The following is a 24,527-nucleotide window of genomic DNA, read 5'->3' as shown; positions in this document are numbered from 1 at the left end:
AAACTATTTATTTCTATAGATTTTTTCTATAGTTAAAATAAAAAAGGCGGCAATTCATAATGAATCTCTTAAAATTAGAAATTGTAGTACTTATTAAGAAATACAAAAAGCTTACAATCGTTGCAGAAAAACTTGGCGTTAAACAACCAACTATTACATTTCATATAAAAAGCTTAGAAGAAGAACTCGGTGTGTCTTTATTTGAATTACGTTCTGGAAGGTATTTCTTAACAGAGGCTGGTGAGGCTTTGCACCATTATGCTTGTAAAATAGATGCGCTTATGAAAGAAGCTAGACGTGTCACGCAAGAGTTTAAAGATTTTCATAAAGGTGCTATAACAATCGGCGCTAGTTATGTACCAGCGACTTATCTTTTGCCAGAAGTCGTTCATCAATTTCAATGCGAATTTCCCAATATAAAAATAACGCTACTAGTGAAAACAGCCCCTGAAATTCGAATGATGCTACAAAATCACGAAATCGATCTTGGGATAATTTCCGCTGCTCCATTTGATGAACCACTTTTAAAACAAACGAATATAATGCCCGATACACTTGTTCTTGCCTTTTCCAAAGAACATCATTTTTCAAAGAAAGACAATGTATCGTTACAAAATATCGAAAAGGAACGCATACTATTGCATCGTAATCCATCTACAACGAGAGATTTACTTACACAATGGACGTTGGCGCACAACATTACATTCCAATCTGAAATTGAATTAGACTCATTGGAAACGATGAAACAAATTTTAAAATATGGTAATGGAATTGCCTTTATTTCTAAACTTGCTATTGAGCAAGAAATACAACGAAATGAGCTATGCTATATACCAATCCCAGAATTTGAATTTCAGCGTAATATTTATACGATTCATCGTGAGGACAGATGGAATTCTAAAATCATTTCTTTTTTACTACAAAGCATCACTTCATTTACAACAAAAAATTAAAAGGCTGTCGTTATGCACGACAGCCTTTTAAACTATAAATCTATTTATTTTTCTTTGCCTCAATTTTTGCTTGCGCCTCTTCAGCCTTATCTAATGCTTCTGATACTTTCTTCTCTTTTTCTTTCACTTCATCTATACTATCGACAGCTTTAATAAGTTTATCGATTCCTTCTTCTTCTACCTTTCTACGCTTTGCCACTCTTTCATTTACTTTCTCTTCCACATCTTTTGCTTTTTGAAGCATATTCTCTGCATTTGATGTTACAGCTTTTTCAAGTTCATCATCTTTTTTCTTTTGTAACACTTCATTTGCAATGTCTTTCGCTTCTAAATACTTACCGTCTTTTAATGCTGTTGCTCCGTGATCCATTCTCTCAGCAACTTCTTTATATGATTTCGCTTCATTTCCTGATTTCTCTTTTTCTGCTTTTTCGAACCACATTGTTGCATCACTATACTTTTCATCTTTCAATGATTGCATACCTGTTTCAATATATGTGTCATAATTGCTACATCCAGCCATTACGACTAATAGAAAAAGCATAACAAAACTTAATTTTTTCATGCTGTTGTCTCCTTTTCTTTGCCTGCTCACTATACTGTAACATACATGAAAAAGAGTTTCAAAAACTAAAATACTAATTCGGTCATTTTTATTTTATTAAGTCAAATTGCCTTTTAAACAGACACATCCACTTGCTTTTTCATTACATGCTTCTTTATTCCTACTAATACAACTAACAATAAACCTCCGCCTAATGTCATCATAACAATGCTAGTTGGCAACATATCTAATAGTAGTCCATATACAATCATACCAAGTGGTGCGATTGCAGTCGCAATTGTTTCAAGTAGGCCAAACATACGCCCTAGGTAGCTCGGATCTGTCGTTTTTTGCATATGTACTTGCATTGGAATGTTTACAATCATAATTGCTATACCAGTTAACATCATAAAAGCAATATAGTAAATAAAACTTGCTACTTTTGGAATGATAACTAACAACGGAAAGACTGTACATAAACTTAAACCTGCAAACAAAAACAGTCCAGTATAAATAGAACGAAACGGAGTATTCACTTCTTTACGCACTGATAAAGCAATCGCTCCCATTAGCATCCCGACTGCTAACATTCCTTCTACAGTACCGAGTTGCTTTGAAGATAAATGCAATGTATGGACGATAATGTAAGGAAGTGCAACTGTTAGACCACACGCAAAAAAGTTTACCCACAATGCTATTTTCATTAAACCATATATTTCATGTTGTCTTTTTACATATAAAAAACCTTCTTTTATACTCGTCAAGAAATGCTCTGTACTCTCAGCCACTTCTTTTTTATATAAATCAAATACGATAAATAATTGCAAAATAACCGCTAAAAAGAACGTAATACTATTTAATAGGAAAAACGATTTAATTGAAAAGAAACCATATACAACTCCGCCAATAATCGGTCCTAAAATATTTGATAAAGAAGCCGCCGTTTGATTTAAAGCACTCGCTTTTTGAATACGTCCTTCATCTACTAAACTCGGAATAGACGAAGTTAATGCAACAGAATAAAAACTTGCACAAATTGATAATAATGCTGCTGAAATATAAATAAAAAGAAGTGATGGTCCAAATATAGTAGCAAGAATAAACATACTAAGCATCGTTAAGCTACTTAATAAATCAGTACCAATGACAAGCCATTTTCGATTCACACGGTCTGCTACAGCACCAGCAATTGGGCCACAGATCATCCTTGGAAGTGATCCGCAAACGAGCGTAGTTGCAAACCCCATCCCTGAACCAGTAGTCTTTAATACATATAACCCCATTGCGAACGTATAAATACCTGCGCCTAATAAAGACGTCATTTTTCCAATCATCATTAAAATGATATTTCTCGTTGCAATCTTCATTTTCCAATCATTTTGACCTATATTTATATCCCCCATTATGACACTCTCCCCTTAAAAGTTAAATTGTGTTAAACTTATTATATAATCAACTTTCCAATTTTTACAATAAAAAGTTTAATTGTATTTAACTTTTAAATTATAAAGGAGCATATAATGGCTACTCTCGGTGCAAAAATTAAAACGTTACGAAAAGAAAAAAAGCTTACTCAAACTGATTTAGCAGGTTCAGAGCTGACAAAAAGTATGCTAAGCCAAATTGAAAACGGAAAAGCTACACCTTCCATGAAAACATTACAATATATTGCTGAAAAACTTGGATGCGAAACGAGTTTTTTACTAGAAGATGATGATGTGGAAAAGATAGAACTCATTCAACAAATGGAACAACTAATAAAAGCAAATAAGTACGATGAAGTATATGAGATTTTACTACCTATCGTTCAAAAAGAGCTACCTCCTACTTTGAATACCGCTCGTTTATATAAACAATTTGTAACAGCTGCGGCTAAAATGAAAGATTACAATATTGAACATTACGTGGAAAAGGCTACTTCTATTTTTGAAAAATATACGTTATACCGGGAAAGTACGGAAACAAAATTAAAATTATCCTTTACGATATTCACACGTAAAAAGTATGCTGAATGTTTACAACTCATTGCTAGCATCCGAAATGACTATGAAGAGAAACATTTAGAAATGGATCTCATTATACATATCGAGTTATATTTATATGAGGCGATTATTTTTCTTGCATATGGTAATTACGAACAATGTGAAAGTGTCATTTTAGATGCGCTTGCATTTTCAAAAAAACATCAAGTGTATTATAAAACAGATGAATTTTACCGTATTTTATCTTACCAAAAAGTCCTAACGGCTGATAAAGAACAATATTTACATTACATAAAAAAATCAGAGCAATTTGCCATTTTTACAGAAGATACTTTATCTGCAGCGGTTATTAATCTTTTAAAAGCTTACTACTACAACACAATTACTCATGAATATACTATTGCATTAGAACATGTAGAACAATTTCGAGAACAACTAAAAGATGAGCGAATTTTTCAAGATGATGGATCGTATTATCTTGAAAAAGGAAAAGCTTTGTATGGTTTAAAACAATACGAAGAAGCTTTAAAAACATTACAACGTGCTATCATACCAGATTATATAAACCATCCACTTGATCACGCACGGCTTACAACAGCTGGGGCATATCGTGCTCTTTGTTATGTCAAACTTAATGATAAAAAAAGAGCTCTTGAAGAAGTAACAGAAGCATATGAAATCGTACAGTCCTATCCTGATTCCATCTTCACTTCATTTATTAAAGAAACATTACAAATAATACAAAAACTTTAAGAATGTCTCAAAATGGTATATTATTCCTCTTTTTTAGCAAAGATAATAATGATGGGAGGAATATAAATGAATATACAACGTGCAATAGAGCTTTCTGTGTCAGCGGAACAAGCCAATGTCAGTTTTCAAGGCATGCCTGTTATGATTCAACACGTCGATGAAAGCAATGAAACCGCCCGCATATATGAAGTAAAAAACCCAGGACGCGAATTAACTGTTCCAGTTAATAGCTTAGAGGAAATATAAGAAATGCCACTTCTCTTTTGAAGTGGCATTTTTCTTATGAATCAAAAATACAACTATTATTTCTTCTAATTTTTTAAGCTTATAATAAGAAAATGTAAATTTTATACTCTAACCCTATATTTTGTGATATTTTATACTCTGGAAATAATCAAATCTTTATAGATGAATAATATAAATTTTTTCTATTTCCCACTCTATACATAAAGGAGGAATTGTATGAGCCTCTCTATATACGAAGGTTTAGGTATTATTTTTTTCGTAATCATTATTACTTACGCCCTTGCACACAAATATTTATGGTCAAAAAAATTACTTATTATTCTATTTCTCATTTGTAATGCTATTTATCTTATTTGGCGAACTTTTTATTCGTTACCAACTATTAATCTCATAAGTATTATCGCTGGTATTATATTGTTAATTACAGAATGGGCTGGTTACTTACAATCTATCGTTTTTAGCATTGTTTCATGGAAACCATATAAACGGAAAGAAGTACCATTATCCACTTTTGAAAAACTACCTACTGTCGACATATTTATTGCCACTTACAATGAACCGATCGATTTGTTAAAACGTACTGTAGCTGGTTGTACGTTGATTACTTATCCGAAAGAGTTACTAAACATTTATATTTGTGACGACGGGCGCCGTGAAAGTGTAAAGCAACTTGCGGCAGATTTTTCTGTTCATCACATAACTCGCACCGAAAACAAGCATGCAAAAGCTGGAAATTTAAATCATGCGATGCTTCATTCAAAAGGTGATATTATCGTAACAATGGATGCCGATATGATACCACGAGCTAACTTTTTAGAGCGAACGATTGGATATTTTTCTAAAAATAATGTTGTATTCGTTCAAGCACCACAAGTTTTTTATAATGCTGATCCTTTCCAATATAATTTGTTTTTTGAAGATAACATCGCCAATGAACAAGATTTCTTTATGCGCCAGTTAGAAGAAGGGAAAGATCGCTTTAATGCTACGATGTATGTTGGTAGTAACGCCCTATTTCGCCGCACCGCGCTTGAAGAAATTGGAGGATTTGCGACTGGAGTTATTACTGAAGATATGGCAACTGGTATGCTACTACAAGCTAACAAATGGGAGACTATATTTGTCAATGAAACACTAGCTGTTGGATTATCCCCAGAAACATTTAGTGATTTATTAAAACAACGGGACCGCTGGTGTAGAGGGAACATTCAAGTCGTAAAAAAATGGAATCCTTTCACTATAAAAGGATTATCTTTTATGCAGCGTCTTTTATATGCAGATGGAATTCATTATTGGTTTTTCGGTGTTTATAAAATGATATTTTTATTAGCACCGCTATTATTTTTAGTATTTGATATTTATAGTTTAGAAATTAATTTCATGCACTTATTTATGTTCTGGGCACCTGCCTTTTTAACATCACAGCTTATTTTCAAAGCTGTTTCTAATAAAAAACGAACAACTACGTGGAGTCATGTGTACGAAGTTGCTATGGCTCCTTATATGGGATTTGCTATTTTATCAGAAATTTTCTTACGTAAAAAGTTTCAATTTCATGTGACAAGAAAGGGAGTTCAAAATAATACAAGGCATTTTTTATGGATTGCAAGCATCCCTCATCTCATATTACTCATTTTAACAATTATTGCACTTATTCGAGCAACACTTATGCTCTTATACCCTGAGCAATATTATATTGAAAGAGAGAGCTTATATATTAACATTTTCTGGTTACTATACAACGGGATAGCTATTGTCACTTCACTATTTGTAGCATTTGAAAGACCGCGTTTTCGAAATTCAGAACGTTTCGTAGTAAATTTACCAGGTACTTTATATGCCGAAGATATGATCATTTCTTGCAATATCCTTGATATTAGTGAAACGGGGGCACGTTTTGAATTAGATTCCTCCATTCCATTTGAAACTTTATCAAGTCTATCTTCCTATATGCTATCTTTTGGCGAGGTAGAAAAGATTTATAGTACAAAAAAATGGATTCGGAGACAAGAAAGTTCTGTACAAGTTGGTGTATCATTTGATGATGTATCCCATGAGCAATATTGTAAACTCATTCTTCATCTATTTAGTAAACCGGTTAATGACCGGGTGGAAAAGGTGTACGATAAAGCATTTCTTACACTAGCAATTGCATCTTTCATAAAAAACACAAAAAAAGCACCAAGACATTTTCGCAGGCAACATATACGTGAGCAACTGATGTCTCCTGGAACATTGCATATGAATGGGATGCCGATTGAAGCGACCATTATCGACTATAGTACAGGTGGGTGCCAAGTACAAACGAACATCCCTCTTGTGATTGACCAAATTATACAAGTAACAATGGAAGAACGTAATATTCAAAAGAAAAATGCACAAGTGTGTTGGATTCAAAAAAAGGGTCGTAAAATATATGCTGGATTAAAATTCACAGCGTAAAAAAGAAAAGAAGCGTCGTGCTTCTTTTCTTTTTTACATGCTAAAATACTTATTAAAGGGGGGAATGTATATGAAAAATACTTCACAAAAAATGAGTCATTATTATGCCGTGATATTCACTTCTAATTTATCAAATGATACAACAGACTATAATACCGTTGCCGAAACAATGGAGGAACTTGCAAAGCAACAACCTGGATTTTTAGGTGTAGAAAGTGCACGAGGTAATTCTGGACTCGGAATAACAATTTCTTATTGGGAATCACTTGATGCAATTGAAAATTGGAAGAAGAACGCCTTACATAAAGAAGCGAAAAAAAGAGGTCGTGAGCAATGGTATGAAAACTTCCATCTGCGTATTTGCCTTGTTGAGAAAGAATTTAAGTTTCAAAGAGGCACAATATAACTATGAAGGAAAAATTAGCTCTCGTTATTGTTCATGAAATATATGGTGTGAACGACCATATGCATCACGTTACCGAGCAATTTACTTCATCTCATATTGACGTATTCTGTCCTAATCTTCTGCACTTACAACACGCATTTCATTATCGTGATGAAGAAAAAGCATATGAACATTTTGTAAATCATATTGGATTTAATGATGGAAAAGACCAAATTGAAGCATTCATCAATACCCTTTCAAGCAATTATACACATATTGGACTTATCGGCTTTAGTGTTGGAGCTACCATCTCATGGCTATGTAGTAACAATCCGAAAATAGATTTTATCATCGGATGTTACGGTTCTCGTATACGCGACTATGTTCACATAAAGCCTACATGCGCTACACTACTTATATTTCCTGAAAAAGAAGCTAGTTTTTCAGTATCCTCTTTAATTCAAACATTGCAGCAACAAAAAAATCCTTTACTAGAAATACAACAACTACACGGTGAACATGGATTTCTAAATCCGTACACTGAAAAATATAACGGGCACTCTACAAAACAAGCATACAATGTAATAGATTCATTTCTTGTAAAGTGAAACTTTATTAGTTCTTTATTTGGGTTATTGTTGTTAGTTATTTCGGGGATGTAATAGAAGAAGGAAGAAAAGCCAACATTCAACTTTTCTTCCTTCTATCTTTACCTTTAGCTTTCACTGTCACTGATTCACAAGGTGTATAATATATTTGAGGTGTCGCCTTATCAACAAACATCATAAACGTAATAAAGCCGATAATAAAGAAAATAAACAACGTTAACAAAATTGCTCCTATCGTTAAAAGTATCATAACACCACCCCTATATTTTTCATGTTATTACACCTTTCGCTATTATATGAGCGTAATCCTTTTTAGAAAAAGAAACGTAACAAAATAATCACAACCACTCCCGTTAATACTGTACCTAATAAACTACGAGTATATATCGCTACAAGAAATGTGGGAATTGCTGCGATAAGGTAATCCCACTGCATCGTCTCATGCATAAATAAAACTTGTGCTAAAAGCGCTGCTAATATCGCAATTGGTATGTAATTTAACCATTTTAAACCCCAGTCAGGAATTTGTAGTTTGCTAAATACGAGTAGAGGTAAAATACGTGGCACGAGTGTAACAGCTCCTGCTGCTAGTAAAAGTAATAATACATCTAATCTCATTTCCATTTTTCAATCACCACTCCAATCGTCGCAGCTAGTAATGTTGCGATAATAACCGCTATACTATCTGGCATAAATAGGTGTGAAACGTATGCGATGATAATCGCTACAATTGCAACACTTAAATGAATTGCTAGTTTTGGTTTACTACTTATGAGCTGAAGAACAAATAATCCAATAAACATCGCTGGTAATGCATAATCCATCCCGTATGTATGTGGATCTGGTATCCACTCACCAAACAGTCCACCAATAATAGTAGCAAGAATCCAATTTAAATACGCTGTTACGTTAAGCCCGATCATCCATCTTTCACCTAAATATCCTTTTTGCGCCGCGTGTTGCACTGCAACGCCGAAAGTTTCATCTGTAATTTGCGAACCGATGATTAAGTTTTTAAATAGAGGAATTTTCGTAAAGTACGGCGCGAGTGCAGCACTCATAAGAAGGTGGCGCAAGTTAACAAAAAATACAGTAAAAATAATTGCGGAAGCAGGAGCACCGGCTGCATACATACCAGCTAATATAAATTGGGCAGAACCTGCATAAATTAAAGTGGACATAAATGCAATTTCAATGATAGAAAAACCTGCTGTTTTTGCAATTACACCAGCTGCTATACCGATGCTCAAGTAACCAAATACAGTTGGTAAACAATCTTTTACTCCTTGCTGAAATGTATCATCGCTCTGCAAAGCTACATGTGCCTGAGCTTTACTCATCTCTATCATCCTCCATTCCTTCTAAAGTTCGTTTTCCTGTTACGACATGAACTAAATCTATATTTTCACGCCATAACGTATCTAACTTATCAGCTCCAAATTCCTTCGTGATTTCTTCAACCATAATATCGTGCCGCACATACTCTGTAGCAACGAGAACTAGCGCTGGGTCATACGTTGTAACGGCCCATGAAGTGCTATCATTTGAGAAGTTCGCAATTAATACTTCCTCTCCATCACGCGCAATAACAGTTAAATGACCACCCATTCTCTTTTCAACAACGTGAGGCGTCATATAATTATGGTGAAACGTCGCTCCTATTTTTGTTTCTGGAGCTCCAAATAAGATTGAAAATATATGTACGCCTTCCTCTTCCTTTTGATAAATGTATGGCTCAATTTCATGCACTTGATCTTCCCATACAGAAATCCATAATTCTTCCTTTGCCCTATTAATTATATTGCATATTTCTTTTAAAACACGATCATTTGAGCGAATATGCGAAATTACATCTATTTGTCGCTCTTGTTCTAAACAATTTAATTTCTCATCTAAAAATTCAAAGGACTTTTCAAAGTCTTTTCGCATTCGATTCATTAATTCGGTAGCTGGTACTGGTACATATTTAACTGGTTCAGAAGGTACAATATGCACTGCTCCTTTATCCATTAACTTACCGAGTACCTCGTAAATCATAGAACGAGGTACTCCTGTTTGTTTACTCACTTCATAGCCAGTTACTGGGGAATGTTTTAACAATCCAATATACGCTTTACATTCATATTGGGAAAATCCTAACTTTTGTAATTCCTTTATAATTTCATCCATCGGTAACCCCTCACAATCTAAATCGCTCTTACTTCAAAACGGCGATTTTGCTTCCCTTTACTTTTTACTTTATCAATAACAAGTGTTCCTATTTCACTCGTATTTTTCACATGTGTGCCTCCACAAGCTTGTTCGTCTAAGTTTTCAATTGTAACAATGCGGATTTCTTGGATAGTAGTTGGCAGGAGATTTATTGCTGTTTTAATCATTCCTACAGCATTTTCTGCTTCTTCGCGGCTCATATAACGAGTGGAAATTTCTTTATTTTGCTTAATAAGTTTATTCACTTCCTCAACAATTTCTTCTACTTCCACGCTCGATAACTCTTGTAACTCATTAAAATCGATACGTGCTTTATCAGGATAAATTTGATTTCCGGTGCATAGAGCTCCATACTTTTCATAAACTACAGCTCCGATAAGATGCAGTAAAGAGTGATGACGCATTAAATTATGACGTCTTTCCCAATTAATCTCTAATTTAACTGGACCTAATTTTACTTGAGCTTCATCTTTTATATAGTGAACTATTTCTCCCTGCTCCTTCTTTACTTTTTCAACTTCAAATACAGACCCATCTTGTACAATGACACCCGTATCACATTCCTGTCCTCCACCAGTTGGATAAAAAACTGTTTCTTTTACAAATACTTTATTCCCTTCCACTCTTATCACTTCTGTCTCGCAACTCGTTTTGTATGCATCTTCTAAATATAATGCCGTTTTCATACTCTCACCTCTTTAGTAGTTATAGTTATACCTACTAATATAAAAAATAATATTCATACAGTCAACTTATATTTCAGAATTTTTAATTTTAAATAAAAAAAGCCTTTTATAATAAGGCTTTTTTCTACATGCTATTATTTATTTTAACTGTAAAGTATTTAACATGTTTCCCGCCAAATGCTCCCGTAAAGTAGAACCTGTATACTCTTCCCTAAATACTCCCGCCTTCACAAATAAAGGAATGACTTCACTAAAGAATAGATTTAGTGACTTGGGAGGTCCTCCTGGAATAGCAATAAATCCATCTAACGCTCCGGCCTCAAACCTATCCATAATTTGCTTCGCAACGTCTTTTGGTGTACCAACCGCAACCCAATGAGCCGATCCAACAACTTCTGGTCGCTCTAGTATTTGTTCAACTGTTGGTTCATTTTTAATAATGAAATGCCGTAATAATTCTGCATGTGTTTTACTACGTACAGTTTGATCCCGACTTGGCAGCATCTCTTCGGTAATTTTACTTTCTAGCGGAATCCCTCTCGCATCTAATCCGAGAACCATTTCAAGTAACGCATATCTCTTCTCTTTTGTGAGATGTTGATGAGCTTGTCTATGCATTTCTAGCGCCTCTTCATATGTATCACCTATAAAGAAATATAATCCAGGTAATACGCGTATAGCATCTTGCTTCCGGCCATGCTGTTCTGCTCTTCTTCTTAAATCTTGACGAAGTTCAATACCTGACTCTACATCTGGCGTTGCAGCAAAAATTGCATCAGCAACAGAAGCAGCAAAATTCCGACCAGACTCTGAAGCACCGGCTTGAAATAATGGCATTTCTCCTGATATATGCTGTGGGATATTCAGCGGACCTTTTACCTCAAAATATTCACCGCTATGTTCAATTGGCTTAGCCATCTCTCTAATAACTTCAGTGTTATCTATTTTCAACACTTCATAAGGATGGCTCCTCCAAAGTTTTCTTACTAACTCTGTACATTCTGCCGCTTTCGCGTATCGTTCCTCAGGTGATGGCATCTCTTCCTCACCAAAGTTTTCAGCACCGTCAATGGATGTAACAATATTCCACCCTACTCGGCCGTTACTAATCCAGTGTAACGATTGTAATTGCCTTGCTAATATATATGGTGGATAAAACGAAGTTGAAGCAGTTGTAACGACTCCAATTTTTTCTGTCGCATAAGCAATAGCAGTAAACAGTAACGTCGGGTCTAAAATGACATTCCCTTTATTACGAGCAATTAAATCTGGGTGGGCCACTAAATAATCGGCTTTAAAAACAAAATCTAACTTAGCCTTTTCTGCCTGTAGTGCCAACTCTACTTGCTCATCAATTCCGGAATTAAACTCATTCTCTTGTTCTTTCTTTCTAGAAATTAAACATAATCCAATGCAAAGTTGATTCTTTTTAGACATCTTCACACCATCCCCTTATTTTTAATTCACTTAGTTAAACAAATGTTGCTGTCATTATGAAATTCTATTCTTATGAAAATAGATAAAATGATATTGATAATCATTATCATTTTATGATGTAACTGTAATAAAAGCAATAACAAAAAAGACTCCCACTTTTGGAAGTCTTTTATCTCAATATTTCATTCGCTTCTTTTTCATAAATTTTATCAAATGACGTCATAACACGCTGTGATGCTTGAATCATTTTTTGATCCGTCATAAGATCTGCCATCTCTTTCGTCATATCAACATTTGAATTTTCTAGCATATGATTTTTTACTATTCCTGTTCCGTTCGGTAAATTAGCAATGTTTCCTTCTGCTAGTGTAAAGCTTTTGTTCTCACGTTGCACGAGACGAGCATTCGTTTCGGCATCTACTGTTTTTGTTTGTAAACGAGCAATATTATTTTGTGTTACTTCATCATATAATGTACCGTCTGCTTGTACAGCAACCTTTGCTCCTTCTGGAATACGAATACGCTCATTATTCTCTCCCATTACGAAAGCACCTGAAGATGTTTGTAAATAACGATCACTATTTAATGTGAAACTACCATCTCTCGTTAAAAACGTTTCATCATTTTTAGAAGTAACGAAAAATGATGTTGTGCCGGCCGCGCCGTCATCTAAAAAGAAATCTGTAGCGCTATTTGTCATTTGTATATTTCCTTGTACTAAATTCACATGTGTTGCAGCTGGTACTACAGCGTAATCGACCGAACCGATATTTGTTACCGCCCCATCTCCTCGGCGATATGTGTCTTGTACATCAAATACTTTAGACGTCATATTTTCTGCTTTAAATCCTGTCGTTTGAGCATTTGCAACGTTATTCGAATGAACATTAATACGCTGCATGTAATTCATCATACCCATAGAACCTATATAAAGACCGTTCATATTCGTTTGAATAAGGCAAGCGCCTTATTCTTCACCTCTTTTCTACGATGTTTGTAACATTTGTTTCGCTAAATGTTCAGCTGTAGCGATATGTATATTTTTCCTTATGTCTTGGCCATCTGTCATTAATACAATAGGAGCTGATGATACTGCTGGAATTTTCAACAATTCGCCACTACTTGCTGTTTCATCAAATTTTGTAAACACAATACCATCTATATGAATATCTTTAAAGTTTGTAATGATTTCAATCATATCTTTACTTTTCATCGAAGCTGATAACGTTAAACAAATATAATCTGGTTCTACTTGTCCCATCGTTTCAATCATTTCTTCCACTGTTTCTGACGTACGATAATTTTTTCCGGCTGTATCAATTAAAATATAATCGACGCGTGCTTCTTCTTTAAAATACGTAAGCGCTCTTGTCATTGCAGCTTCATCACGCACAGCAATTACTTCCGATCCAATTGTCTTTACGTTATCTTGCAATTGCTGCACTGTCCCTATGCGAGAATGATCTGTCGTTATAAAACCAACTGTTTTGTTCTTACCGTGAAATTGCCATGCCATTTTGGCGAGTGTCGTCGTTTTACCAACGCCAGTTGGACCGATTAATGCGATTGTTTGTACTTCTTTTTCAAAGACGTTTTCCGTATTAAAATGAGATTTCATATCTTCCAATATGTACCTGATAACTTCTTCTTCTGTAATCATCGTTGCATTTTCAAACTTTATTTTTAACTTTTCAGCATATGCATAAATGAAATATTGTTCTACATCGTTTTGTTCTAGCATCCGAATTACTTTTTGAATAATAAACGGTACAGATTCTTGATTTTCTTTCTTTGGAGCTACTTCTTCTTTCTTTACCTGAACGACTTGTTTCACAACTTTTTTCTTTTTCGTTACTTCCGCTTCTTTCGTCGGTTTCACAACGACAATTCCTTTTTCGAACAGCTTTAATAGTTTCTCTTTTTTTCTTGCCCATTCTTCACTATTTCCTGTTTGCATCGCCGCGTATGACATAGAAGTCGTTACGTTTTCTAAATTGTGCAGTACTGATTGAATTCCATTCGCCTTCACAATTTGTTCTGAAGGATCATTCACAACATCCATTAACTGTTCATGAAATTGAGCTGTACCTTCATTCACTTCTTCCTGTTTTTCTTCTGGAAAAGCAACTAACATTTCATAATCCTTTTTCCAGAAAAACGGTATATTTCGTTTTACACTTTCATCGACAACGTAATAATAATCTGTACCATATTGGTCAAATAACTTTCGATACAATTCATTTTTCGAAGCTGCTTTTATTCGCATTAACGCTTCTTTCTTTTCTGTACTTTCCATTACTTCACCCCCTACTATTCAATATAGGCAATTTGATCCACAACAATTTCTGGTGCTAATTCGCTAATACAAAGTACTTGTGCTTCCACTTGATAACGTTCTAGCAGTCTTACGATCGCAAATCTAAAATCTTTTCTACGTGTTAATAACACTGGTTCTCTTCCCATTAAACGTGCTTGCTTAAAGACGCGCTGCACTTGCTCAACGACACGTGTTTCTAAATCTAAATCCCAGTTTAATAAGTAACCTTGATATGAATTATTCACAACATCCGCATCTAACTCAATTGAATCAGAGAAGAGCGCTGCATATATTTTTCCGTCCGGATTTTTCGCATTTTCACAAATAACTTTTGAAATACATTCACGAACAAATGATGTCACACCGTCAACGTGGTTTTGATAAATTTCTTTGCCGTCAATAATACCTTCAATAATTGTTGGTAAATCACGAATAGAAATACCTTCTTTTAGAAGTTGTTTAATAACATTTTGAACGAGTGATAAATCAATTTCTTTCTTCTTAATCTCTTCTAATAGAACGCCATTATCATTTTCAAGCGAGTTAATTAAGTCTTTTACATGTTGACGCTGAATTAATTCATGAAGATTACGTCTAACAACAACATCTAAATGTGTAATTAATATGCTAAGTGGCTCTAACACTTGATAGCCTTTCATTTGTGCATCTTGCACCATATGCTCTAAAATCCAATATCCATCTTCACCGAAAATTGGATCTTTAGCTGGCTCTGCATCTAAATCAGCCATTACGTTCGGTGTTTTCAGTGCTAATAAATAACCTGATTTTAAAACACCTTCAGCTGCCTTAGCACCTTTAATTCGAATAATGTAACGTCCGCGTGGTCTAAAGCTCGTATTATCTTTAAAGTTAATTCCAGGAACGTTAATACCAAGGTCAGTAATAATCGACTTCCGCATAAGAACAACTTTATCACGAGCTGTTTCCCCGTTAATTTTCTGCTTTACAAGTGCTGCTAAATCTAAACCGAGTTCTACAATAATCGGATATTTATCCGTAAATACTCCGAATGAATCTTCCACTTGTTGCAGTTGCTCATCTTCGCCTTGAATCATTTCTAATTCTTTTTGAAGCTCGTCTTCTTTTTCTTTCTTTATTCGATTTTTATTACGAATGCCTAAGAAGATAATCGTTCCACCAACGAGTGCGAATGGTAGAAACGGTAGCGGAGTAAAAATACCCATTGCGATAAATAAACCACCTAGTGCATATACAACGACTTCATGCGCTAATAACTCTTTAAAGATACCTTCTGTTACTGTATCCGGTGAGCCGTCAAATACACGCGTTACGATAATACCTGTTGAAATTGCAAGCATTAATGAACCGATTTGGTTTACGATTCCGTCACCGACAGTTAACTGTGTATAATGAAGAGCTGCATCTGCAAAGCTCATTCCTTGCTGCATCATGCCGACAATTAAACCGAAAATAATGTTTACGAATAAAATGACAATCCCGAAAATAACGTCCCCTTTAATGAACTTTCCGGCACCATCCATCGCCCCGTAAAACTCTGTTTCCATATTTAATTTTTTTCGTTTTGCCTGTGCATCTTTTTCTGAAATAATACGCTGGTTTAAATCGGCATCGATAGACATTTGTTTCCCCGGTAAAGAATCAAGTGTAAAACGAGCTGCTACTTCAGCTGTACGAGATGCACCGTTTGCAACGATAAACTGGAATATGATTAATACTGTAAAAATAACGATACCAATTAATAAGTTTCCGCCAATTACGAACTGGCCGAACTCTTCAATAACATGACCTGCATTTCCATCTGTCAAAATCGCTCGCGTCGTCGAAACGTTAATCGATACGCGGAAAATCCCGATTAATAACAACATCGTTGGAAATGACTTTAATTCATCCCACTCGTTAATACTTGTCGCTCGCATATAAATAAGCACTGACATACTTAGTAGAAAAACGATAATGATATCAAGTATAAATGGTGGAAGTGGAATTAAGAGCGCCACTACGAATGACGCTGCTAAAAAGATAGAAAAATAGGTTCTTGCAGACTCTATCTTAAACAAAGAGATCTCCTCCAAACGCGCTATTACACTTCAAGTTCGTTCGTCTGAATTAAATAGCGCATAACTTCAATTACAGCTACGTATAAATCTTCTGGAATCGTCTCATCTTCCTCGACCTGATAATATAAAGAACGAGCAAGCGGACGGTTTTCCACCATTGGTATTTCTTGTTCACGGGCAAGCGTTCGTATATATAATGCGAGCTCATCTTCCCCTTTTGCAACGACAATTGGTGCTGCATCAACGTGTTTATTGTAACGAAGTACAACCGAAATATGCGTCGGGTTGTTCACAATAAACGTTGCACCATCCATCTTCTTCGCGATTGTCCCTTGCAAGATGGCATGCATAAAGTTTTTTCGTTTCCCCTTTACTTGCGGGTCCCCTTCATTATCTTTATGCTCCCTTTTTACTTCTTCTTTTTTCATCTTAATATCTTGCTCGTACTCCCATCTTTGATAAATGAAATCGATAATAGAAAGAACGATTAAAATAATTAAAATGGCTAAAAAGATAAATTTAATTTGGCTAATAATTTCAGTAAGTGACGCTGTCCAGTTAAATCCAATCATACTAACAATCTTCTCTAAATTCTTTTTAAAGAGAACGTACGAAACGTAACCGATTAATCCCATGTAAAACAGTGATTTCAAAATATCTACTAAACTTTTACGACTAAACAATCTCGTAAAATAGTTTTTCGGATTAATACGTGACGCTTTCGGTTTAATGACTTTAGAAGAAAATAGGAAGCCGACTTGAATCATATAATTGAATAAATGAAAAGCATATACGAGTATTAATATCGGAGCCGATACTTTCAGTAATAAAATCCCCATTAAATAAAAATACTCGGTTGAATCTGTATTTTTTCCAATTTGATCAAACAGCACCGCTACGGAATTTGCAATCTCATAACCTAGCCAATCTCCGAAGAAATAAACGACAACTGCTAATACGAGAATGGAAAATAAATTATTTAAATCTTTACTCCGGGCAATATTCCCTTCTTCACGCGATTTTTTACGCTTCTGCGGGGTGGCCTTTTCTGTTTTATTATCCTTTGCCATGCGCGTCCCCCTACTTCGTTAAGAAAAAGTTAAATAGTTTCGTATATTCTTCAAGTAATACATCCGTCATATTTTTAAACACATAACCGAGCATCGGTACACTCATCGCAATAAACAAAATACCACATGTAATTTTAATTACGTATGCATTCATAAAAACGTTTAATTGCGGAGCATTTTTTGCAATTAAAATAAGAACAAAGTTAATGATGAATAAACTTCCCATAAGCGGCAGAGCAATTTCAACCGCTGATGTGATCGCAAATAATAACGTTGCGAGTAGACTATCTAAAAAACTAGTCGTCAACAATTTTGAAATCGCCTCTGTATATTGAAACGACTTTAAAATAGTGGCAACGAAATAGTTAATGCCGCCCAGTGAAATAAAAATAATAAGAAAAAATATATCAAAAATTGTTGATAGCAAAGTGGACTGTGACCCTGCATTTACATCAAACAAACTTGCTTGTGATAAACCAATATCAAAGTCTAAAATATGCCCTGCCATTTTCGGAATGTTCCACAGCATTTCTACAATTTTTGAAAGTGATAATCCAATTACAATTTGCGTTCCTGCATAAGCTGCAACGTCCCAAACTGTCTTGATGTGAGAGACATCCACTTGATCCGCCACTGTAATTGAAAGAGCGAGTCCAACTGTAACCTTCGCCATTGCTGGAATGGATCGGCCTGAGAAAAACGGTAAAAAATATAAAAATGAAGTAATGCGACAAAACGCAAAAAACGTTGCCGCCCATAATTCCATATTCATTTCAGTTCACCTATCTTAGTACGAACGCAATAGCGATGGGATTTTATCAAATAAATCTAAAATAAGCATCGTTAACTCTTGGAACATCCACGGACCTAAAATGATAATTACGAGCACAATACTCGCCATTTTCGGTAAAAACGTCAGCGTTTGCTCTTGAATTTGCATCATTGCCATAATAACCGCGATAATAATAACGACAATCAGACTTACAACGGCAATCGGCATTAAAATCATAACCCCTTTATAAAAAAAGGTTTGGAAAATATCTATAATTGGTGACGTATTCATTTATATGACTCCTATCACATAGCATCAAACGCTTCAGGCGACCGTCTTAAACATAATATCGACAATTTTTGTATATCCACCTAAATATACGAAAACGAGTATTTTAAACGGTAAACTTAAAATCATCGGCGGTACCATCATCATCCCGAGGTACATTAAAAGTGTACTAATAATCAAATCTATAAATACAAACGCTAAATAAATGAACATCCCTGTTAGTAAACCTTTTTGAATTTGCGTTAACGTAAAGGATGGTACGAGTGTAAATAAGGAAAGATCTTTCAAATCTTTCGGCAACTCTTCTCCGCGTACTTTCAGCATCATTTTCAAATCATGCTTATACGTATGCTTTGACATATATTCTTTCATAATAGGAGCTGTCGTTTCCGCAGCTTGACTTACTGTTATTTTCTCTTTCGTCATCGGATCCCACACATCGCTCTTCAGTTGCCCGAGTACAGGCTGCATCGTAAAGAGTGATAAAAATAATGCAAGTCCAACAAGCACTTGGTTTGGTGGTAAATTCATTACCCCAAGTCCTTGACGTGTAATCCCAAGAACGATCATAAAATAAGTAAAATGTGTAAATAATAGAACGATAGAAGAAGATAATGATAAAAGGGTAACGAGCGCAAATAGTTGTACACTTGAATTACTCGTAAACTCTTTTCCATTTTCGAAATTAATAAAACCGTTCGGGGCCGCATACGCTGGATTTACAAAAATAATTGAAAAAACGATAGAAAATACGAAAATAACGGCTAATAATGATAACTGTTTCTTTATTCTCATGATGGATCCTCTACTTTTTTCGTTTCAGTCTTCACCGCGTCTTCTAGTGCTTGTTGAAACTGATTTCCTGTTCCGGTTAATTGCACAGACTGCACACCGTTATTACTAATAACAGTGAACACTTGCTTTCCGTCCACTTCAAATAAAAAGGCACTCGTTTGATGATTTAAATACACGCCGTCTTTTACTTGAATATGGCCATTTTCACCCTGCTTAAAAAACTGCTGTTTGCGCGTCTTTTTTGTCATATAATATGCACCGTAACCGAGCGCACCAAACAGTAAAACGACTTGAAATAAGGTCGTCATATACGACATATGACTCCTCCTCTACTCTTTATCTTGCATTTGACTTTGCGCTTTCATAAGCGCCGCTTGTTTCTTGTCAGCTTCAATTTCAGAAATGATAATACCGAATTTCTCGTCCATTACGATTGCTTCACCGATGCCGACTTTCATATTACTTAAATACACATCTACTTTATGTCCTAAGTTTTTCTCTACTTCAAGAACATCGCCAACTTTTAACTGCTTTACATCACCAAGCGTAATAGATGACTTTCCAAGCTTTACACCAAGTTCAATCGAAATATCTGAAACAGTATCGATATGTGCTTTGCCTGCTTCATTTCGCTTTCCTGCAAAATCTTCTAATCCCATTAATGACACAGGAGATACTTCATGCTTCATATGGATCCTCCTACTCTACAAAACTTTTAAATAGGAGCGCCTTACGCGTTCCATCTTTTCCAATAAAACAATTAAATTTATGCTTTCCATCTACATAACCAAGTAATTCATCCGAAACTTTCGTATGAAGCGGAATAATATCCCCTTCTTCAATTTGTTCAATCTCACTCATTGTCATTTTCTGCTCACCAATCGCAACGTGAACAGGTTTGTACACTTGATTTACTTTCACTTCCACTTCAGACGTATACTTCCTACGTTTATCCGAAGAATGTTCGACAATATTTTCAGACGTTAACTTATCCATAATTTCTTCAACAGATAAGAACGGAATCCCGATACGCACCGTCGTATTCCAAAAATCTGTTTTCATATTTACATTAAGTAATGAAATGATATCGCTCGCTGTCGTAATCTTTAGTGCATTCGGATCTGTTTCCGTCGTTACAAATTTCGGTTCAATCGCAACAACACTTTCAAATGATTGCTCTAAATTTTTACAAAGAAGCAAGAATATATTATCAAGCGTTAAAAACTCAAATGCTGTTAACGGTCTGCGCATCGTAAAGTTACGCTTACTATCTCCGCCAAGCCAACATTCATGAATATAAATAACGAATGCTAAATCAATCTCAATAACAATTTCTCCAAGCTCTGGTAAACCGAGATCAATCACGCAATATAAATAATAATCTTTCGGCATTTTCTCCACATACTCACTCGTAAATGGAACTTGCTCAACTGTTGAAGGCTCTAGTTCAATTGGAATACGCATACGCGCTGATAACGTCTGTGACGTCTGTTTTCCAAACGTAGAAGCAATCGCTTGCAAACTACGTAAATGCTCAACACCGAACTTCTCTGGTCTATTAAAATCATACTCTTGAAATTTCTCTTGCTTTCCTGCTTCTTGTGCGAAAGCTGGCATTTCCTCGCCTTCATTTACCGCCTTCAGCAGGGCATCAATTTGCTCTTGGCTTAATTTTTCGCCACTCATGACAATCCCCTTCCCTACCTTTTCAATTCAACGATTTCAACGTACATCTTCCCATTCTTCGTCAAAATCTTTCCGGTTCCAATCTCTTCATTCTCAAGCATAAGACGCACCGTATTTTTCGTTGAATTTTCAAGACGATACAATGTACCTTTCGTAATATGAAGCAAATCTTCAATTTTCTTTTTCGTATTTCCGATTTCAAAATAAATTGTTAACGGAATATCATCTTGTAATTTCAAATCTAGCCAACTCCCATATCATGTTCACGAAAATTTCATGTTCTCTCTATATATGAAACTCCCTATTTTGAAACGTCGATATTTAATATTTTTTTAATATATCCTTGCGTTTCTTTAAATGGCGGTACGCCTCCGTACTTTCTCACATTCCCAGGGCCAGCATTATAAGAAGCAAGTGCCAATACTAAGTCGCCGTTATTCTTCTTTAAATAACCGCTTAACTCTTTCACGCCACCTTCAATACTTTCAGCTGGTGAAAAGGGATTCTTCACGCCCATCTCCTTCACATTCGCTGGCATAAGCTGCATAAGTCCCATCGCACCTGCATGTGACACCGTTTTCGGATTAAAATTAGACTCTACTTCAATCATTTTTTGAATTAACGTTTTCGGAATTCCGTATGTACGGCTAGTGCGATCAATAATATCCTCATACTTCCCTTCATTGGAAGAACGTATTTTTTGAATATTATACTTCTTCGTTAATTCCCACGTATCAACAGCCTCATTTTTCGTTTCTGGGAAACGTCGTTCAAACTCTTTTTGCGCAACTTGCACTTCATCTGCTTTCTTCGTTTCAGCCTTTTCTTCAGGCTTACTCGCTTCCTCTACTTTATTAATAGTTTCTGCCGGTTTATTAACAACCGCTTCTATTTTCGTAGATTGTACCGGCTGACTCATATCCTCTACTTTTGCCGGCTGCGTAGTTTCTTTCGTCTCCTTCGCAGGCTCACTCTGCAACTTCTCTTGAAAACGACTACTAACAAATGCTTGTGGACTACTTAGCTTTTGCTGAATTTGTCCTTTCTTATATGCAAGCACTTCTTTTACTATATTTCCAACTATCATAATATCACCTTTTCGGTAAACAAAGATAATCTAATATTAGAGTTTTTTTTTAAAGTTTGCAATAATCCTTTTAATAATTATGTAATAAAAAAATGAATATATTGTTAAACTGTTATTTTTTTATATTTATTAATTCGAATTTTTAGTTGACACCCGTTGTAGCAAGGATTACAATAAATCTCGAAATTGATTTTTTCGCATATTACCGTTTTTCAATTTGCAGAAAAGTCAATATAAAAAAATGGGGGTTTCTTAACATGAGAATTAATACAAACATTAACAGCATGCGTACTCAAGAGTACATGCGCCAAAACCAAGCAAAAATGAGCAACGCTATGGACCGTTTATCAAGCGGTAAACGTATCAACAGCGCTTCTGACGATGCAGCAGGTCTTGCAATCGCAACTCGTATGAAAGCACGTGAAGGCGGTTTAAACGTAGCTGGACGAAACACTCAAGATGGTATGTCTTTAATTCGTACAGCTGACTCAGCTTTAAACTCAGTTTCTAACATTTTATTACGTATGCGTGACCTTGCTAACCAATCTGCCAATGGTACAAACACTAAAGGTAACCAAGCTTCTTTACAAAAAGAATTTGCTCAACTTACAGAACAAATTGATTATATTGCAAAAAATACGCAATTCAATGATCAACAATTATTAGGTACTGCAGATAAAAAAATTAAAATTCAAACGCTAGATACAGGATCTACTAATCCTGCTCAAATCGAGATTACACTTAACAGTGTTAAATCCGCTGATTTAGGTCTTGATGTACAAATTGGTGATGAAGGTGATGCTGAAAGTACAGCTGCTGCAGATCCAACGAGTGCTAAGCAAGCAATTGATGCAATTGACGCTGCCATCACAACAGTTGCTGGACAACGCGCTACACTTGGTGCAACATTAAACCGTTTTGAATTTAATGCTAACAACTTGAAGAGTCAAGAAACTAGCATGGCTGATGCTGCTTCTCAAATCGAAGATGCTGATATGGCAAAAGAAATGTCTGAAATGACTAAGTTCAAAATTTTAAACGAAGCTGGTATCAGCATGCTTTCTCAAGCAAACCAAACTCCACAAATGGTAAGTAAATTATTACAATAATCCATTTAGTAACTATAAAAACACACCTCTCTACAAATTGAGAGGTGTGTTTTTATATATCAATATCCCCCCAACAATTAAGGCCAAATATCTATTCACTGTTTGAATGCTTACAAACTTGGCATAGCTATTTCAATGCGTCTAATGCATTCCAAACCATACTTCCCTCTCTTTTATCATTCCACTATATAAAGAAGTTCAACTATTTATTTCATCATAAAATAAAAGAGAATAGCCTAACTGAACTGCACCCAATTGTTAGGCACAGTCTAACAATTGGGTGCAGTTTTTCTATGGCTAAATTTACAGCTGATGAAAAAATACAAATTGTTCTACGTTATTTGAACGGAAATGAAAGTTATCGAGAAATAGGTAGATCGCTCGGTATAAGTGACACAATCATTTTGAATTGGGTAAACCAATATAAACAGAATGGTCTGGAAGCTTTTCTAAAACGATGTACAAATTACACACAACAATTTAAACTAGACGTACTAAACTTTATGATTGAAAACGGTATGTCCTTATTTGAGACGGCAGCTATCTTTAATATTCCTGCCCCTTCAACGATTTCTGTTTGGAAAAAACAGCTCGAAACACAAGGAATTGATGCCCTTCAATCTAAGAAAAAGGGGCGTCCATCCATGAAAAAAGATTCAAATAAACAATTAAAACAACCTTTAGCTGAAGGATCAGTCGAAGCACCTGAAGCACGCATTAAACAGCTTGAGATGGAAAATGAGTACTTAAAAAAGTTAAATGCCTTAGTTCAAAACAAGAAAAAATCACAAAACAAGACAAAGCGCAAGTAGTCTATGAATTAAGGCATAAATATTCGGTGAAGGCACTCGTGGAGCTAGCTACTATTCCTCGAAGCACGTATTATGATTTAGTAAAGAAAATGAATCTTCCAGATGTAGATGCCGATTTGAAAGCTGAGATTAAAGCGATTTATGAGGAAAATAAAGGTCGTTATGGTTACCGTCGCATTCGTGATGAGTTAACGAATCGTGGCCAGAAAGTGAACCACAAGAAGGTTCAGCGCATTATGAAAGAGCTTGGGTTAAAGTGTGTTGTGCGTATGAAGAAATATAAA

The 24,527-nt window shown here is 35.3% G+C and carries 27 protein-coding genes and 1 pseudogene; 8 read left to right on the top strand and 20 right to left on the bottom strand.

Annotated elements, in window-relative coordinates; all coding sequences use genetic code 11:
* The first annotated feature begins 59 nt into the window (after window positions 1-59).
* Window positions 60-953 (top strand): LysR substrate-binding domain-containing protein, encoded by an 894-nt coding sequence (locus tag ACLBXA_RS25040; RefSeq protein WP_447617577.1) that lies wholly within the window; start codon window positions 60-62, stop codon window positions 951-953.
* A gap of 40 nt (window positions 954-993) precedes the next feature.
* On the opposite strand, the gene ACLBXA_RS25035 is transcribed toward ACLBXA_RS25040, so the two are convergent.
* Complete coding sequence (locus ACLBXA_RS25035) at window positions 994-1,518, bottom strand: DUF4398 domain-containing protein (RefSeq protein WP_000736443.1); 525 nt, start codon at window positions 1,516-1,518, stop codon at window positions 994-996.
* A 113-nt stretch (window positions 1,519-1,631) separates the two neighbouring features.
* The gene (locus ACLBXA_RS25030) at window positions 1,632-2,900 is read right to left on the bottom strand and encodes an MFS transporter (protein WP_447617576.1); all 1,269 of its coding nucleotides are present in this window, start codon (window positions 2,898-2,900) and stop codon (window positions 1,632-1,634) included.
* A gap of 117 nt (window positions 2,901-3,017) precedes the next feature.
* Between ACLBXA_RS25030 and ACLBXA_RS25025 the strand changes: the two genes are divergently transcribed.
* From ACLBXA_RS25025 to ACLBXA_RS25005, 5 genes are all read left to right on the top strand, one after another.
* Window positions 3,018-4,232 carry a helix-turn-helix domain-containing protein gene (locus ACLBXA_RS25025; protein ID WP_000212330.1) on the top strand — a complete coding sequence of 405 codons (1,215 nt, stop codon included), beginning with the start codon at window positions 3,018-3,020 and terminating at the stop codon, window positions 4,230-4,232.
* Window positions 4,233-4,298: 66 nt separating this feature from the next.
* Window positions 4,299-4,478, top strand: coding sequence for an H-type small acid-soluble spore protein (locus ACLBXA_RS25020; RefSeq protein WP_001025734.1), 180 nt, complete (start codon window positions 4,299-4,301; stop codon window positions 4,476-4,478).
* 216 nt (window positions 4,479-4,694) lie between these two features.
* Window positions 4,695-6,920, top strand: a complete 2,226-nt coding sequence (locus ACLBXA_RS25015; RefSeq protein WP_447617575.1) for a glycosyltransferase — start codon at window positions 4,695-4,697, stop codon at window positions 6,918-6,920.
* Between the two features lie 70 nt (window positions 6,921-6,990).
* The gene (locus ACLBXA_RS25010) at window positions 6,991-7,326 is read left to right on the top strand and encodes an antibiotic biosynthesis monooxygenase family protein (RefSeq protein ID WP_000799455.1); all 336 of its coding nucleotides are present in this window, start codon (window positions 6,991-6,993) and stop codon (window positions 7,324-7,326) included.
* A gap of 2 nt (window positions 7,327-7,328) precedes the next feature.
* Complete coding sequence (locus ACLBXA_RS25005) at window positions 7,329-7,913, top strand: dienelactone hydrolase family protein (RefSeq protein ID WP_000660112.1); 585 nt, start codon at window positions 7,329-7,331, stop codon at window positions 7,911-7,913.
* 79 nt (window positions 7,914-7,992) lie between these two features.
* Here the strand turns inward: ACLBXA_RS25005 and ACLBXA_RS25000 are convergent, their stop codons facing one another.
* The 18 genes from ACLBXA_RS25000 to ACLBXA_RS24915 all read right to left on the bottom strand — a co-directional run bounded on the left by ACLBXA_RS25000 (window position 7,993) and on the right by ACLBXA_RS24915 (window position 22,322).
* Entirely contained in the window at window positions 7,993-8,163 is a 171-nt protein-coding gene (locus ACLBXA_RS25000; RefSeq protein ID WP_000602229.1) for a DUF3951 domain-containing protein, read from the bottom strand.
* 62 nt (window positions 8,164-8,225) lie between these two features.
* Window positions 8,226-8,537: an AzlD domain-containing protein gene (locus ACLBXA_RS24995; RefSeq protein ID WP_000425944.1), complete on the bottom strand. Its 312-nt coding sequence runs from the start codon at window positions 8,535-8,537 to the stop codon at window positions 8,226-8,228.
* Window positions 8,528-9,253, bottom strand: a complete 726-nt coding sequence (locus ACLBXA_RS24990) for an AzlC family ABC transporter permease (protein ID WP_000030479.1) — start codon at window positions 9,251-9,253, stop codon at window positions 8,528-8,530. Before ACLBXA_RS24990 ends, ACLBXA_RS24995 begins: the two co-directional genes overlap by 10 nt.
* Window positions 9,246-10,082, bottom strand: a complete 837-nt coding sequence (locus ACLBXA_RS24985; protein WP_000343356.1) for a TrmB family transcriptional regulator — start codon at window positions 10,080-10,082, stop codon at window positions 9,246-9,248. Before ACLBXA_RS24985 ends, ACLBXA_RS24990 begins: the two co-directional genes overlap by 8 nt.
* 17 nt (window positions 10,083-10,099) lie before the next feature.
* Entirely contained in the window at window positions 10,100-10,810 is a 711-nt protein-coding gene (locus tag ACLBXA_RS24980) for an alanyl-tRNA editing protein (RefSeq protein ID WP_000844967.1), read from the bottom strand.
* A gap of 138 nt (window positions 10,811-10,948) precedes the next feature.
* Entirely contained in the window at window positions 10,949-12,247 is a 1,299-nt protein-coding gene (locus ACLBXA_RS24975; protein ID WP_447617574.1) for an NtaA/DmoA family FMN-dependent monooxygenase, read from the bottom strand.
* A 169-nt stretch (window positions 12,248-12,416) separates the two neighbouring features.
* Window positions 12,417-13,190, bottom strand: a complete 774-nt coding sequence (locus tag ACLBXA_RS24970; RefSeq protein WP_001013934.1) for a flagellar basal-body rod protein FlgG — start codon at window positions 13,188-13,190, stop codon at window positions 12,417-12,419.
* A 42-nt stretch (window positions 13,191-13,232) separates the two neighbouring features.
* On the bottom strand, window positions 13,233-14,543 hold the full coding sequence (flhF, locus tag ACLBXA_RS24965) for a flagellar biosynthesis protein FlhF (protein WP_000446179.1): 1,311 nt from the start codon (window positions 14,541-14,543) through the stop codon (window positions 13,233-13,235).
* 14 nt (window positions 14,544-14,557) lie between these two features.
* Complete coding sequence (flhA, locus tag ACLBXA_RS24960; RefSeq protein WP_000472586.1) at window positions 14,558-16,624, bottom strand: flagellar biosynthesis protein FlhA; 2,067 nt, start codon at window positions 16,622-16,624, stop codon at window positions 14,558-14,560.
* A gap of 23 nt (window positions 16,625-16,647) precedes the next feature.
* On the bottom strand, window positions 16,648-17,694 hold the full coding sequence (gene flhB, locus ACLBXA_RS24955; RefSeq protein WP_001040121.1) for a flagellar type III secretion system protein FlhB: 1,047 nt from the start codon (window positions 17,692-17,694) through the stop codon (window positions 16,648-16,650).
* Between the two features lie 10 nt (window positions 17,695-17,704).
* On the bottom strand, window positions 17,705-18,466 hold the full coding sequence (locus ACLBXA_RS24950; RefSeq protein ID WP_001055718.1) for a flagellar biosynthetic protein FliR: 762 nt from the start codon (window positions 18,464-18,466) through the stop codon (window positions 17,705-17,707).
* Between the two features lie 15 nt (window positions 18,467-18,481).
* A complete protein-coding gene (locus tag ACLBXA_RS24945; RefSeq protein WP_001098080.1) occupies window positions 18,482-18,757 on the bottom strand; it encodes a flagellar biosynthetic protein FliQ in 276 nt (91 codons plus the stop codon).
* 33 nt (window positions 18,758-18,790) lie between these two features.
* Entirely contained in the window at window positions 18,791-19,549 is a 759-nt protein-coding gene (locus tag ACLBXA_RS24940) for a flagellar type III secretion system pore protein FliP (RefSeq protein ID WP_001220582.1), read from the bottom strand.
* A complete protein-coding gene (locus tag ACLBXA_RS24935) occupies window positions 19,546-19,866 on the bottom strand; it encodes a hypothetical protein (RefSeq protein ID WP_000121178.1) in 321 nt (106 codons plus the stop codon). The genes ACLBXA_RS24940 and ACLBXA_RS24935 overlap by 4 nt, the downstream gene beginning before the upstream one ends.
* A 12-nt stretch (window positions 19,867-19,878) precedes the next feature.
* The gene (fliN, locus tag ACLBXA_RS24930; protein ID WP_000680010.1) at window positions 19,879-20,238 is read right to left on the bottom strand and encodes a flagellar motor switch protein FliN; all 360 of its coding nucleotides are present in this window, start codon (window positions 20,236-20,238) and stop codon (window positions 19,879-19,881) included.
* 10 nt (window positions 20,239-20,248) lie between these two features.
* Window positions 20,249-21,235, bottom strand: a complete 987-nt coding sequence (gene fliM / locus ACLBXA_RS24925) for a flagellar motor switch protein FliM (RefSeq protein WP_000012361.1) — start codon at window positions 21,233-21,235, stop codon at window positions 20,249-20,251.
* A 14-nt stretch (window positions 21,236-21,249) separates the two neighbouring features.
* Window positions 21,250-21,474 carry a flagellar motor switch protein FliN gene (locus ACLBXA_RS24920; RefSeq protein ID WP_000775712.1) on the bottom strand — a complete coding sequence of 75 codons (225 nt, stop codon included), beginning with the start codon at window positions 21,472-21,474 and terminating at the stop codon, window positions 21,250-21,252.
* Window positions 21,475-21,536: 62 nt separating this feature from the next.
* Window positions 21,537-22,322, bottom strand: a complete 786-nt coding sequence (locus ACLBXA_RS24915; protein ID WP_000635229.1) for a lytic transglycosylase domain-containing protein — start codon at window positions 22,320-22,322, stop codon at window positions 21,537-21,539.
* Between the two features lie 257 nt (window positions 22,323-22,579).
* Here ACLBXA_RS24915 and ACLBXA_RS24910 point away from each other — a divergent pair, with 257 nt between their 5' ends.
* Window positions 22,580-23,431, top strand: coding sequence for a flagellin N-terminal helical domain-containing protein (locus ACLBXA_RS24910; RefSeq protein WP_001222366.1), 852 nt, complete (start codon window positions 22,580-22,582; stop codon window positions 23,429-23,431).
* Between the two features lie 293 nt (window positions 23,432-23,724).
* Window positions 23,725-24,527: pseudogene (locus ACLBXA_RS24905) on the top strand (helix-turn-helix domain-containing protein); the annotation flags it as partial.

This window comes from Bacillus sp. D48C (assembly GCF_053345735.1).
The sequence above is the reverse complement of the archived record's forward strand: the minus strand, read 5'-3'. Positions and strand labels throughout refer to the sequence as shown.